The sequence below is a fragment of the Aeromicrobium sp. Leaf291 genome (genome assembly GCF_001423365.1).
Lineage (GTDB): Bacteria > Actinomycetota > Actinomycetes > Propionibacteriales > Nocardioidaceae > Aeromicrobium.
Map to the genome: position 1 here is coordinate 204,486 of NZ_LMNM01000001.1, position 13,446 is coordinate 217,931.

Sequence of the window (13,446 nt, forward strand, 5' to 3'; positions counted from 1 at the left end):
CCGCGCCAGTCCCTCCGTCTCGGACACGTCCGGGGCACTTTCGGGCTCCGCACACCCCCAGAAGTGTCCGAGACGGGGAGACGTTCGGGTCAGCGGCGGCGGGAGCGCAGGGAGTCGGACAGGATGCCGACGAGCGCCTCGAGCTGGACGTCGGTCGCCTCGACCTCCGTGTCCTCACCGTCGAGGGCACGCGCGGCGAGCCCGGCCTTGCTGTCGATGAGCTCGACGATGCGGCTGTCGATCGTCTGCGAGGCGATGATGCGCCACGCCGTGACGGGCTCGCTCTGCCCGATCCGGTGCACGCGGTCGATGGCCTGCATCTGCTCGGCGTCGGTCCACGACAGCTCGGCCAGGACCACGTTCGACGCGACCTGCAGGTTGATGCCGACGCCGGCCGCGGTGAGCGAGCAGACGATGATCTGCGTGCCCGGGTCGTTCTGGAAGGCGTCGATCGCCTTGGTGCGGGCCGCGGCGGTCTGGTCGCCCCGGATCGAGGTGTAGCCGATGCCACGCTCCTCGAACGCCTTCTGCGCGGCATCCATCACGTCGAGGTGCTTGGCGAAGAACACGACCTTGCCGACGCTGCGCGCCAGCTGAGCGGTGTAGTCGGCCGCGAGCCCGGCCTTGGCCTGGCCGATGCGACGCACCATGGAGAACACGTTCTCGCCCGTGGACTCGTTGGCCTCCTCGCGCTCCCAGGCGGCGACCTTGCGCACGAGGTCGAGGTCGAGGACCTCCGCGACCGGGTGGCCGGCCTCGATGCGAGCGGCGGCGGCGCGGTCGTAGCGGGCCACCAGACGGCGGGCCAGCTCGGCCTCGGCCGCACGGATGGACCGCCCGGCCTCGCCGTCGAGCTCGACGGGCATGTCGGCGATGCGACGGGCGGGGATGTCGGCGGCCACGTCGATCTTGCGGCGCCGCACGATCCCGAGGTCGATGACGGCTTGGCGCGCGGCAGGGAAGAAGCCGGCGTCGAGCGGGGTCAGACCGGTCTCGTCGAGCGCGTGCATGAGCTCGGGCATCGGCTTCTTCTCGTCGATCCAGCCGAGGAACTGCCAGATGGCGCGGAAGTCGTCGACGTCGTTGATGAGGGGGGTGCCGGTGAGCGCCATCATCAGCGGCCGCGAGGTGCGGCTGCGGATGCGGTCGGCGATCTTGAGCACGTGGCGCGAGCGCTGGGAGGACGTGTTCTTGATGAAGTGGGCCTCGTCGAGCACCATGCCCCGGAAGCCCAGGTCGCCGAGCCAGCCGGCGTGCCGGTCGAGGATCTCGTAGTTGACGACCACGATGTCGGCGAAGGCGTCGATGTCGTCGCCGTTGCCGTGCACCACGGTGACGGGGCGGTGCGGCGTCCAGAGCCCGGCCTCGCGTGCCCAGTTGGCCTTGACCACGTTGGGGACGACGACGAGCAGCGGGAAGGCGCCCGCGGCCTGGGCCGCGAGCAGCGACTGGGCCGTCTTGCCCAGGCCCGGCTCGTCGGCCAGCAAGAAGGTGCGGTGACCGTCGGCCGCAGCAGCGACGAGCTCGGCCTGGTGGCGCATCAGCTCGGGGCCGCGCACGATGCCGGGGATCGGCTCGGGCAGCTCCATGCAGGCCGGGGCGCCGGCCGCGGCGCGCTCGAACGACGACAGCAGCGGGCCGAGGAGCTCCCACGTGGCCAGACGGCTGGGGCCGGTGCGCGGAGGCGGTTCGTCGGTGAAGTCGGGGGCCATGAAGGGGTTGGCCAGCTGGCGCGCGATGACGGAGCGGGGGACCACGGAGCGGTCGACGCGCACGGCTGCATCGGGGGTGGGCTCGGCGGCGAGCTCGAGGCCGGCGGCCGCCATGAGCTCGCGCTTGAGCGCCAGGGTGGAGCCGGAGACCTCGGCCTCCTCGGTCAGGAGCATGAGGAGGGCGGGCTCGCGGGTGGCGGTCTTGGCCAGGATGGTGGCCACACCGTCGAGTCGCTTGAGCTGGTCGGCGCGCTGGGGCTCGGTGAGGTCGGTCGCGGTCTTGACGCGGGCGCGCTCCTCGCGGACGAGCAGGCCGACGGCCTGGAAGGTGGCGCGGGTGGTGGCGGTGACGCGGCGTCGCTGGACGGCGTTCTCGACCTCGCGCACGGCCTTGGCGAGCACGGGCATGAGGCCGGTGTCGTCGTCGTGCTTCTTGCGCCGTGGCCCGTTGCTGCCTCGCTGCGCGTTCTGGCGCTGCGCGTTCTGGCGCTGGGGGTTCTGGCGCTGGGTTCGTGTGGCCAACAGGCTCCTCCTCCGCGACCGGACGTCCGTCACGGTCGGCGGCGGACGGCTGGTCCGTCCCCCGCGACAGGGCGTACGGCGGCTCGCCCGCCAGTGAGATCGGCGGTGGGGCGGCGGCTGAGCGTCATCCCCACGAGCGCGGGCCGTGCGGCACCTGCTGGGCCAAGTGTAGACCGTTGCGGTGCACGACGCCTGCGTGCGGGGCGTTTCGGGGTGCGGGAGCCTCTCAGCCGAACGTCGAGCGGACGATGAGGGCCACGGCCGACGCCCCGCTGACGAGCAGCACGAGGGGTCGCACGACGTGGGCCGGGAGCCGCCGCCGCAGCGGCCCGCTCACCGCGAAGCCGAGCACGAGCGCCGGCACGGCGGCGAGCGCGAACCAGGCCTCGTCGACGGTGAGCTCGCCGGCCCAGGCGAGCCCGACGAGGCTGAGCAGGGACCCGAGCAGGAAGTAGACCGCGAGCGTGGTCCGGATCTGCCGGGGCGTCCGTCGCTGGAGCAGCAGGGCGAGCGGTGGACCGCCGATCGACGACGCGGTCCCGGTGACACCGCTGACGAATCCGGCACCACTGAGGGTTCCTCGGTTGACCGGGATGACCACGGTGCGCGCGGTGAGGAGCACCGCCGCAAGGACCATGGCGCCGACGGCGATGCCGAGCTGACGGTCGTCGACGCTCGCCACGACCCACACGCCGACGACGGTCCCGACGACGCGCGCCGGGAAGGCCCACCCGAGTCCGCCCCAGTCGATCTCGTCGCGCTCGCGGGCGAGCGTCACGATGGGCAGCAGCACGACCACCATGAGCATCCCGCCGGGCATGAGCTGCGGGGCCGCGAGCGTGACCACGGGAGCGGCGACCAGACCGAGACCGATGCCCACCGTCGACTGCACGAAGGCACCGAGGACGATCGCGAGGAGCACGACGACCAGCGCGACCGTGTTCATCTCCCCCACGCGACCACCCTAGGCACCGCCTCGCCACCGCCTCGCGGGGCCTCCGGGCCGGGGGTCAGTGCACGGCGGGCGCGGCGGACTCGGCGTCGGGCTTGCGCAGGAACGGCACCAGCGCGACGAGCAGCAGGCTGAGCAGCGCGCCCACCAGGAACGCCCGCCGCACACCGTCGACGAAGGCGGCGCCCTCGCCCATCCCGGACTCGACGCCGGCGCTGGACACCACGGTCATGATGGTGATGAACAGCGCCGCGCCCGCAGCACCGGCCACCTGCTGGAGGGTGCTGACCACGGCGCTCGCGTAGGAGTAGAGCCGCGGCTCCACCGATCCGAGGGCGGTCGTCATGAGCGGCGTGAACGTGGCCGACAGGCCGAGCATGAGCACGAGGTTGGCGCCGACCAGCCAGGCCAGCGACGTGTCCGCGTCGACGTCGACGAGCAGCCAGAGGCCGGCCGAGACGAGCACCGACCCAGGCACCGCCAGGACCCGCGGGCCGTACCGGTCGTACAGCCGGCCGACGAAAGGACCGGTGACGCCCATGACGATGCCGCCGGGCAGCGTGATGAGGCCGGTCTGCAGCGCCGAGAGCCCGAGGGCCTGCTGCGCGAACAGCGGCAGCAGGAGGAACGACCCGAACATGGCCGACATGCCGATGAGCATCGCGCCGAGCGCGATGCGGAACTGGCCCGACGTGAACACGCGCAGGTCGAGCAGGGCGCGGTCGGTGCGCTGCAGGTGGAGCTGGCGGGCGACGAAGGCGGCCAGCGCCACCGTGCCCACGACGAACGGCAGCCAGGTGGGGGTGCCCGACGATCCTTGGGCGTGCTCGCCGATGCCCACGAGGCCGTACACGAGCCCGCCGAGGCCGAGCGCCGACAGCGGCACCGACACGACGTCGATGCGCTGGTTCCCCGTGGCCGAGACGCTCACGACGTAGCGGGCACCGATCACCAGCGCGGCGAGCGCGATGGGAGCGACCACGCCGAAGATCCACCGCCAGCCCAGGTGGTCGAGCACGAAGCCCGACATCGTGGGCCCGAGCGCCGGAGCCACCGCGATGACGACGGTGATGTTGCCCATCATGGCGCCGCGGCGAGCAGCCGGGACGATCGTCATGACCGTGGTCATGAGCAGCGGCAGCATGACCGCGGTCCCGGACGCCTGCACCACGCGGGCCACGAGCAGCACCGCGAAGGTGGTCGAGAAGAACGCGAGCGCGGTGCCGGCCGTGAACAGCGACATGGCCGCGACGAACAGCGTCCGCGTGGCGACCCGCTGGATGAGGAAGCCGGTGAGCGGGATGACCACGGCCATCGTGAGCATGAACGCCGTGGTGAGCCACTGGCCCGTCGACGGCGGCACGCCCAGGTCCTCCTGGAGGACGGGGATGGCGACGCTCATGACGGTCTCGTTCAGGATCACCACGAACGACGCCACCAGGAGGGTGGCGATCACGAGCACGTGCTCGCGCGGGAGTGCCCCGCTGCCGGTCGTCTCAGGGCCGGACGTCTCGACGTCGACGTCGTGCTGGGTCGTGCTGGTCATGCCACCCCTGGTGCTCGGTGCTGGTGCGCGCGGTGCGCTGGTCCGTGACGTCAGTATTCCTGATCGGAACACGATGCGGACCATGTCACCACGCTCCGCCGACAGAACCTTCCAACGCCCTCACCCGGCCAGGTGTTCCCCGGCCGACGGCGCAGCCGGCGGCGTCTCGGTTCAGAGCCCGTTGAGCACCCGCACCATGTCGTCCTCGGTGTCGCTGCCGATCTTCTCGAAGACCAGCTTGACGACGGGGGTGGCGAGCTTGGCCGCCCCCTTCATCTCGATGTTCGCGACGTAGGTGATCTCGCTGCCGGTGCCGTGCGGCTCGACGGTGATCGTGTCGGTGGTGTGGGCGGTCTCGTTGGTGCCGACGAACTGCACGTGGCGGTCGTCGAGCTCGGTGAGCTCGTACGTCAGCTCGGTGCTCACGCCGGCGATCTTCGAGGTGTTGTGCCACGTGGTGCCGACGGCGACAGGACCGACGCCGTTCTGCGTGCACGACTCGGTGCCGGGGTCCCACTGCTCGGCGTGGGAGAAGTCCTTGAGGTACTCGAGGACGGTCGCGGGGGCGGGCTCGACGGTGAAGGTCCTGCTGATCTCGGTCATGTCTCCAGCCTGCGCGACGATCCGGAAGCGGGCATCCCGACGAGCGACTCGCTCGCGCTGCGGCACCCTGCAGCCCGACCTACGTTGGAGGAAAGACACCACGAAGAGGGGAACGAGAATGAGCACCGGAGAAGAGAAGACGCTCGACGACCTGCTGACCGACCTGCGGATCGCGATGTTCACCACGACGACCGACGACGGCACCCTGCGCAGCATCCCGATGGCGCGCCAGGACACCGACCTCGACCCCGCCGAGCTGTGGTTCATCACGGCCAAGGACACCGAGCACACGCAGGACGTCGCCAAGCGTCCCGACGTGCAGCTGACCTTCAGCTCCTCGGACTCGTGGGTGGCCCTCACCGGCCGCGCCGAGGTGGTCGACGACCTGGACAAGCTCAAGGAGCTGTGGAGCTCCTTCGCCGAGGCGTGGCTCCCCGAGGGACCCGAGGGCAGCAACTCGACGCTGATCAAGGTCAGGGTCGATCGCGCCGAGTACTGGGACACACCGGGCAGCAAGGTCGCCACGGCGATCAGCCTCGTGAAGTCGAAGGTCACCGGCGAGCCGTACAAGAGCGACCACGGCGTCGTCGAGAACCCCTGAGCCGATGAGCGGCAAGCACCAGCCGCCGAAGGGCGTGCAGGAGACGGCGCAGCGTGCGGTGCGGTGGATCGAGGACGGCAAGGCCGGACGGAACTTCACCGACACCGGCCGGCACCGGGCCCACCAGCTGGCGAACGGCGAGGAGCTCAGCGACGAGCAGGCCACGAAGATGCGCGCCTACTTCGCGCGGCACTCCGTCGACAAGGACGCGAAGGGCTTCAAGCACGGCACCGACGGCTTCCCGTCACCCGGTCGCGTGGCTTGGGACGCCTGGGGCGGCGACGAGGGCGAACGCTGGGTGGGCACCCTCGACCTCTGAGCCGCGGCCTCGCCGTGGAGGACCACCGACAGGCCGCCCCGGGCACCCTTCCCGGGGCTCCTTCCTCTGCCCACCTCCTCGCAACGGCGCCGCGCGGTTCGACGTCTCGTCAGCGGGTACGCCCAGGGCGGCGGCTCGAGTCCGCCGAGGTCGATCGAGAGGACGAGTGCATGACGTTGACCGGAGCCGCGGACGCCACCACCACCCCCACGTGGCTGCGCGTCGCGTCCGTGCCCGCGTCCCACGTGTACGTGCGGCACCTGTTCGCGCCCGACCCGGCGCACGACGACGCCGTGCAACGCCTTCTCGACCCCGCACCCGACGGCGGCACCCTCGTCCCGGGAACCCCGTGGTGGCCGCCGGCGATGCTCGACCCCCGATGGATCGAGCGGCACCACGACGACTTCGACGTCATGCACCTGCAGTTCGGCTTCGACGCGCTCGCGCCGTCTCAGCTGGAGGAGGTCGTGCACGCGCTCACCACCCACGACAAGCCGCTCGTGCACACGGTCCACGACCTGCGGAACCCGCACCACCCGACGCCACAGCTGCACGACGAGCAGCTCGACGTGCTCCTGCCCGCCGCCGACGTGGTCGTCACCCTCACCCCCGGCGCGGCCGATGAGATCCGGCGCCGCTGGGGGCGGGACGCGGTCGTGCTCCCGCACCCGCACGTGGTGGACCTCGCCGAGATGGAGCGGCGCGCCCGCGTGCGCGAGGCGCCCGCCGCACGGATCGCCCGATCCGGGGGCGAGTTCCGCGTGGGCCTGCACGTCAAGAGCCTCCGTGCCTGCATGGACCCCATGACGGTGCTGCCCGTGCTGGTCGACGCCGTGGGCCGGCTGCCCGGCGGCGTGCTGCAGGTCGACGGGCACACCGACGTCCTCGATCCCGACGGCGCCCGCTTCGAGCCCGAGCTCGCCGGGATGCTCGCCGACGCCCCCGCCCACGTGGACGTCCGGGTGCACGACTACTTCTCCGACGACGAGCTCGTCGACCACCTCGCCGGGCTCGACCTGTCGGTCCTGGCGTACCGCTTCGGCACCCACTCGGGGTGGCTGGAGCTCTGCCGCGACGTGGGGACGCCCGTGGCCGCGCCGACGTGCGGCTACTACGCCGACCAGGCCCCGGTGCACTCCTTCACCCTCACCGAGGACCGGTTCGATGCCGCCAGCCTGGAGGCCGCCGTGCACGACGCCTTCACCGCGACGCCGGTCCCGGCGCCGACGGCGGCGGAGCGCCTGCGTCAACGGCAGGACCTCGCCGCCGCGCACGCCGAGATCTACGGCAGCCTGGTCACCGACGCGTGCACGCTCCCCGCGGCGGGACGGCGATGAGGGTCTGCCTCGTCGCCTCGTCACGCTTCCCGATCGCCGAGCCGTTCCAGGGCGGCCTCGAGGCCCACACCGCCACGCTCGCGACCGCGCTCACGGCGCGAGGTCACCGGGTGAGCGTGTTCGCCGCGCCGGGGTCGGACCCAACGCTCGGCGTCGAGGAGCTGCCGGTGCGACGCTTCCGTCCGAGCGACGCCGCACGCGCCGACGTCGGCGCACACCCTGACACGTGGATGCAGGATCACCACGCCTACCTCGCGCTCATGCTCGACCTGGTCAGCCACGGGCACGAGCGCTTCGACGTCGTGCACAACAACAGCCTGCACCACCTGCCGGTCGCGATGGCGTCGGCGCTGAGCCTGCCGATGGTGACGACGCTGCACACGCCGCCGCTGGGCTGGCTGGAGTCGGCGATGTCGCTGGCGCCGTCCACGACCCGCTTCGCGGCCGTGAGTCGTCACACCGCCCAGGCCTGGTCGCACGTGGTGAGCGCCGACGTGGTGCCCAACGGCGTCGACACGGACCGGTGGCGTCCGGGCCCGGGCGGCGACCGAGCCGTGTGGACCGGCCGCATCGTCCCCGAGAAGGCGCCGCACCTCGCCATCGCCGCGGCCCGACGTGCAGGGTTGCCGATCGACCTCGCCGGCCCGGTCCTCGATCCGGGCTACTTCGCCGAGACGGTGGCGCCGCTGCTCGGTGACGACGCGCGCCTGCTCGGCCACCTCGGCACCGACGAGCTGGCCGACGTGGTCGGCCGTGCCCGAGTGGCACTCGTGTCACCGCAGTGGGACGAGCCGTACGGGCTCGTGGCCGCCGAGGCGATGGCGTGCGGCACCCCGGTGGCCGCGTTCGCCCGCGGCGCACTGGACGAGGTGGTGGGGGTGGACGCCGGCCGGCTGGCGCGACCCGACGACGTCGACGACCTGGCGCGCGCGGCACTCGAGGCGGCGTCCCTCGACCGCGCGGCGGTGCGTGGCCACGCCGTGCGCCACTGCTCGCTCGACCGGATGGTCCGCCGCTACGAGGACCTGTACCGCCGCGCCGGGGCGCCTCGTCCGTCGAGCACCGTGTCGTCGGTCGCGGAGACGCCGGCATGATCGGCTACTACGTGCACCACCACGGCCGTGGACACGTGACGCGCGCCGGCTCCCTGCTCCCCCACCTGCCGTCGGGCACCGAGGTCACCGGGCTGTCGTCGCTGCCGCGGCCGACAGGATGGCCGCAGCTCTGGGTCCAGCTCGACCCGGACGCGGACGCCGACCCGTTCGAGCTGCCCGAGGACGCCACCGCGGGTGGGACCTTCCACTGGGTCCCACGAGGGCACCCCGGGCTGCGCTCGCGCATGTCGACGATCTCGCGCTGGATCGACGCGACTCGACCCGACGTCGTCGTCGTCGACACGTCGGTCGAGGTGGCCACGCTGTGCCGCCTGCACGGCGTCCCCGTCGTGTCCCTGATCCAGCCCGGCGACCGGACGGATCCTCCCCACACGCTGGGCCTGGGCCTCGCCGAGCGGCTCGTGGCGCCGTGGCCTGCGGACGTCGCCGACGTCGTGCGCGGGGTGGCACCCGACGACCCACGCCTCGTCCACGTCGGCGCCTTCTCCCGGTTCGACGGCCGTGAGCCCGTGCCGCCGGGCCCGGCACCGTCCGAGGACGGGACGCGGCACGTCGTGGTCCTCTCCGGCGCGGGTGGCAACGCGCTCACGACCAAGGCTCTCGACCGTGCCCGGGCGTCGACACCGGGCTGGACCTGGACGCTGCTGGGCGGCCCCGACGGCACCTGGGTCGACGACCCGTGGGCGGCGCTCTGCCGGGCCGACGTCGTCGTGACCCACGCCGGGCAGAACGCCCTGGCCGAGGTTGCCGCGGCCCGCCGCCCGGCCGTGGTGATCCCGCAGGAGCGTCCCCACGACGAGCAGCGCACGAGCGCGGCAGCACTCGCCGCCGACGGCCGGCTGCCGGTGCTGGTGCTCCAGGAGTTCGCGGACGACGGCTGGCCCGACGTGCTCGACCGGGTCGCCGCGCTCGACGGGTCCGCGTGGCAGCGATGGAACGACGGGCAGGGGGCGCGGCGGCTCGCCGCCGTGGTGCTCGAGGTCGCGGGACGGGCGGGCGCGTGAACCTCGACGCCGCCGCGCCCCGCATCGCCGTCGTGACGGTCGCGCACGGTCGCCACGACCACCTGCAGCTGCAGCACCGGTCCCTCGGGCGCTCGGCGGTGCTCCTCGACGACTGGATCGTCGTGGCGATGGACGACCCGTGGCCGGCGCGGTGGCGGACCGGCTTCCCGCCCACGCCGCACGTCGTCGAGATCGACGCCAGTGACGCCGGGCTCCCGCTGGCCGCGGCCCGCAACCTCGGAGCCCGCACGGCCCTCGAGCGAGGGGCGGACCTGCTGGTCTTCCTCGACGTCGACTGCCTGGCCTCGCCCGGTCTCGCCCTGGCGTACGACGTCGCCTCGCGCCGACCCGACTGCGACGGCGCCCTCCTCTGTGGACCGGTCGCCTACCTGCCGCCGGCACCTCCCGGCGGCTACGACCTGCGCTCCGTGGCCGAGCTGGGCCGACCGCACCGGTCGCGGCCCGCGCCCCCACCGGGCACGGTCGATCTCGACCCCCACGGGCACCGGCTGTTCTGGTCCTTGTCCTTCGCCGTGACGGCCGCGACGTGGGGGCGCATCGGCGGCTTCGACGAGGCCTACGTCGGCTACGGCGGGGAGGACACCGACTTCGCGCAACGCGCTGCCGCGGCCGGCGTGCCGATCGCCTGGGTGGGTGGGGCGCGCGCCGCCCACCAGCACCACCCGACGCAGGACCCGCCCGTGCAGCACCTGCACGACATCGTCCGCAACGCCCACGTCTTCCACGCCCGCTGGGGCTGGTGGCCGATGGAGGGCTGGCTCGACGCGTTCGTGCAGCGCGGCTTGGTCCACGCCGACGACGACGGCTACCGCGTGGTCTCCACCGGCGTCTCCGACGCCCTGTGAACGGCGACGGCCCCGAGCGTCGAGACGCTCGGGGCCGATTTGCGCGCCCGTAGGGATTCGAACCCCAAACCTTCTGATCCGTAGTCAGATGCTCTATCCGTTGAGCTACGGGCGCACGTCCCGAAGGACGGAGACGAGTGTACGGGACGGCGTCGGCGCGACGGAAATCGGGTTCCGTGGGCACGACGCTCGGGGCGCATAGTCCTTCCGGACCAGTTTTGCGTCTTTGCCCAAGAAACGACCCCGCCGGGCTCTACGGTGGCCTCACCTGCCCCGACCCCGGGGCCTTCCGTCGGAGGGAAGCTCCCCCATGCCCCGTCATTCCCTGCTGTCCTCGTCGATGTGCGCCAGCGTCGCGCTCGTCGCCGGCAGCGTCGCCTTCGTCGCCGCCCCGGCGACCGCGGCGCCCCCGTCCTTCGAGCAGTGCGCCGCCGCGTTCCCCGCCGCCGACCTCGAGTCCGGCCAGACCGTCACGGGCCTCACCACCGCCGGCCGCTCGCGCGGGTCCGACGTGACGCCCGAGGCCTTCAGCGGCACCTACATCGACACCCTCGAGAGCGACGACGGCGACACCCTCGTGTTCGACCTCTCGGGCTCGCGCATCACCAGGAGCGACGGCACCATCGACGCCGGCGTCTGGTCGGGCATCTCCGGCTCGCCGGTCTACGCCGAGGACGGGCGACTCGTCGGAGCGGTCGCGTACACCTTCGGCGGCAACGAGTCGTCGTCCATCGCCGGCATCACGCCGGCCGCCGACCTCTACGACCTGCTCGACGACGAGGACGTGTCGGCCCCCGCCGAGCGCATCACGCTGACGTCGTCGCAGAAGAAGCAGCTCGTGGCTGCCGGTGCGAGCAGCGCCGAGCTCGGCAAGGGCGCCCGCCGCATCGCGCCGGTCTCGGCCATCACCCTCCCGACCAAGTTCGCCGCCGGGTACGCCAAGATCGCCAAGCGCGCCGGTGCGCCCGCGCGTGACGTCGCAGCCGGTGGCGCCAGCCTCGGCGAGGAGGTCCCGATCGTGGCCGGCGGCAACCTCGCCGCCGCCGACTCCTACGGCTCCCTCTCCAGCTACGGCCTCGGCACCGCCACCGCCGTCTGCGGCGACGACGTGGTCGGCTTCGGGCACCCGATGGACTTCCGCAACGCCAGCCGCACCCTCCACGGTGCGAAGACGTCGTTCATCCAGGCCGACGGCGTCGGCTCGTTCAAGATGGCCAACCTCGCCGCACCCCAGGGCGCGCTGACCCACGACGGACTCGCCGGCATCGCGGGCCGCCTCGGCCAGGCCGTCGACTCCGCCATCGTCACGTCGACCGCGCGCTCCGACGGCAAGCCCGCCACGACCTACCGGTCCACCGTGCCGAACCCGGAGGCGCTGACCGAGATCGCCGGCACGCACGCCTTCCGCGACGCGGCTCTCGCGCAGGACCAGCTGGGTGGCGGCGAGTCGCTCGTGTCGTGGACGGTCAAGGGCACGGCCAAGGAGGACGGCAAGCCCGTCACCCTCGAGCGCACGCAGCGCTACAGCGTCACGGACTACCTCGGCGAGTACGTGGCCGACGGCGTGGCCAACGACATCGCGGCGCTGCAGGAGAACGAGTTCGCCAACCTCGACGTCGACGACGTCACGATCGACGACACGCTGACCTCGCCGTACAAGGCGCTGAAGATCGGCACCATCGACCGCTACTACCCGTCGCGCAAGGCGTGGGGCCGGCTCAAGTCCAGCGGCACGCTCACCGTCAAGAAGGGCACGCCGTTCAAGCTCCGCTTCAACCTCGTCAAGGCCGACAAGTACTCGAAGGCCACCCCCAAGTCGGTCGTCATGGAGATCCGGACCTCGGTCTTCGCCTACGGCACCGGCCGGCTGCGGATCCTCGGCGCGAACGAGCTCAGCGGCTGGGAGGACGACGAGGAGTACGGGGAGTCGTTCTACTGGGAGGACGACGAGGACTTCTACTACGACGACGAGGAGGACCCGCTGTCGGTCCCGGCGAAGGAGCCGGAGTCGGCCCAGGAGGTCGCGACCCTGCTGTCGAAGCAGTCCCGCAACGACGACATCCTCGTTTCGCAGGACTTCTTCTCCACCCGCTACGACGTGGTCAACTCCGATCGGACCACCCGCGCCGACTCGGTCGTCTCAGGCGCCTTCCAGTACCGCCTGAAGTACGTGCGCTGATCGCACGCGCACACGGACGACGACGGCGCCGCCTCCCGCACGAGCGAAGGGCGGCGCCGTCGTCGCGCCGGGGCCGGCTCAGCCGACCAGCAGAGGTCTGTACCCCGCACTGACGGTCAGGACCCCGGTGCCGACCGCCGGCGAGATCGCAGCGCTCACCGCGAGAGTCCAGTCACCGAGGCGGATCTCGTCCGGATAGCTCACGGTCACCTGACCGGTCTGGTCGGTGGGAGCACCGGCGAGCTCGGCCTCGAACGCGTCGGCGCTCGCCCGGTCGACGTCGAGCGCCTCGAGCAGGTCGCGGTACCCCTCCGCCAGCTGGTCAGGGGGGATCTCGGCCGTACGGGAGAGGAACGCGAAGATGTCGCCCTCGTGGTAGAACGTCAGGTCGGAGAGGTCGAGCTGGATCGACCCTCCCTCGAGCTCGAACCGCACGGCCCGCGGCTCGTCGCCGCCGTAGTCGGCCCGAGGCTCGGCCTTCCCGATCCCGAACGAGGCGTCGGACGGATCACCGGTCAGGTCCCAGACCTCGACGTCGCCGTCGACCGACCTCGCGGTGGGGTCGGTCCCGACCGATGCAGATGCCGACGCCGAGGCCGACGGGGCGGCTGCCGAGGGCTCGTCACCCCCACCGGTGCACGCCGTCACGGACATGAGGATCGCGACCAGGACCACCGCGGAGCGCTTCAC

Annotated in this window: 12 protein-coding genes and 1 tRNA gene; 7 read left to right on the forward strand and 6 right to left on the reverse strand. The window is 72.4% G+C overall.

Annotation, left to right across the window (positions count from 1 at the left end; translation table 11 throughout):
* Positions 1-89: 89 nt before the first annotated feature.
* From ASF35_RS01015 to ASF35_RS01030, 4 genes are all read right to left on the reverse strand, one after another.
* Positions 90-2,234: a DEAD/DEAH box helicase gene (locus ASF35_RS01015; RefSeq protein WP_055961514.1), complete on the reverse strand. Its 2,145-nt coding sequence runs from the start codon at positions 2,232-2,234 to the stop codon at positions 90-92.
* 226 nt (positions 2,235-2,460) lie between these two features.
* Entirely contained in the window at positions 2,461-3,180 is a 720-nt protein-coding gene (locus ASF35_RS01020; protein ID WP_055961518.1) for a sulfite exporter TauE/SafE family protein, read from the reverse strand.
* 64 nt (positions 3,181-3,244) lie between these two features.
* Positions 3,245-4,732, reverse strand: a complete 1,488-nt coding sequence (locus tag ASF35_RS01025) for an MDR family MFS transporter (RefSeq protein ID WP_055961521.1) — start codon at positions 4,730-4,732, stop codon at positions 3,245-3,247.
* 171 nt (positions 4,733-4,903) lie between these two features.
* Positions 4,904-5,335: an SRPBCC family protein gene (locus ASF35_RS01030; RefSeq protein WP_055961522.1), complete on the reverse strand. Its 432-nt coding sequence runs from the start codon at positions 5,333-5,335 to the stop codon at positions 4,904-4,906.
* Positions 5,336-5,453: 118 nt separating this feature from the next.
* On the opposite strand from ASF35_RS01030, the gene ASF35_RS01035 reads away from it, so the two are divergent.
* The 6 genes from ASF35_RS01035 (at position 5,454) to ASF35_RS01060 (ending at position 10,577) form a co-directional block, all read left to right on the forward strand.
* The gene (locus tag ASF35_RS01035) at positions 5,454-5,936 is read left to right on the forward strand and encodes a pyridoxamine 5'-phosphate oxidase family protein (protein ID WP_055961525.1); all 483 of its coding nucleotides are present in this window, start codon (positions 5,454-5,456) and stop codon (positions 5,934-5,936) included.
* 4 nt (positions 5,937-5,940) lie between these two features.
* A complete protein-coding gene (locus ASF35_RS01040; RefSeq protein WP_055961528.1) occupies positions 5,941-6,255 on the forward strand; it encodes a hypothetical protein in 315 nt (104 codons plus the stop codon).
* 170 nt (positions 6,256-6,425) lie between these two features.
* Complete coding sequence (locus ASF35_RS01045; protein WP_055961532.1) at positions 6,426-7,592, forward strand: glycosyltransferase; 1,167 nt, start codon at positions 6,426-6,428, stop codon at positions 7,590-7,592.
* On the forward strand, positions 7,562-8,686 hold the full coding sequence (locus tag ASF35_RS01050; protein WP_235499087.1) for a glycosyltransferase: 1,125 nt from the start codon (positions 7,562-7,564) through the stop codon (positions 8,684-8,686). The genes ASF35_RS01045 and ASF35_RS01050 overlap by 31 nt, the downstream gene beginning before the upstream one ends.
* On the forward strand, positions 8,683-9,711 hold the full coding sequence (locus ASF35_RS01055; protein ID WP_055961536.1) for a glycosyltransferase: 1,029 nt from the start codon (positions 8,683-8,685) through the stop codon (positions 9,709-9,711). Before ASF35_RS01050 ends, ASF35_RS01055 begins: the two co-directional genes overlap by 4 nt.
* Entirely contained in the window at positions 9,708-10,577 is an 870-nt protein-coding gene (locus ASF35_RS01060; RefSeq protein WP_055961539.1) for a glycosyltransferase family 2 protein, read from the forward strand. Before ASF35_RS01055 ends, ASF35_RS01060 begins: the two co-directional genes overlap by 4 nt.
* A 42-nt stretch (positions 10,578-10,619) precedes the next feature.
* On the opposite strand, the gene ASF35_RS01065 is transcribed toward ASF35_RS01060, so the two are convergent.
* A tRNA-Arg gene (locus ASF35_RS01065) sits at positions 10,620-10,692 on the reverse strand.
* A gap of 195 nt (positions 10,693-10,887) precedes the next feature.
* Between ASF35_RS01065 and ASF35_RS01070 the strand changes: the two genes are divergently transcribed.
* A complete protein-coding gene (locus tag ASF35_RS01070) occupies positions 10,888-12,756 on the forward strand; it encodes a hypothetical protein (RefSeq protein ID WP_156364634.1) in 1,869 nt (622 codons plus the stop codon).
* Between the two features lie 78 nt (positions 12,757-12,834).
* Here ASF35_RS01070 and ASF35_RS01075 read toward each other — a convergent pair whose 3' ends face one another.
* Positions 12,835-13,446 carry a hypothetical protein gene (locus ASF35_RS01075; protein ID WP_055961547.1) on the reverse strand — a complete coding sequence of 204 codons (612 nt, stop codon included), beginning with the start codon at positions 13,444-13,446 and terminating at the stop codon, positions 12,835-12,837.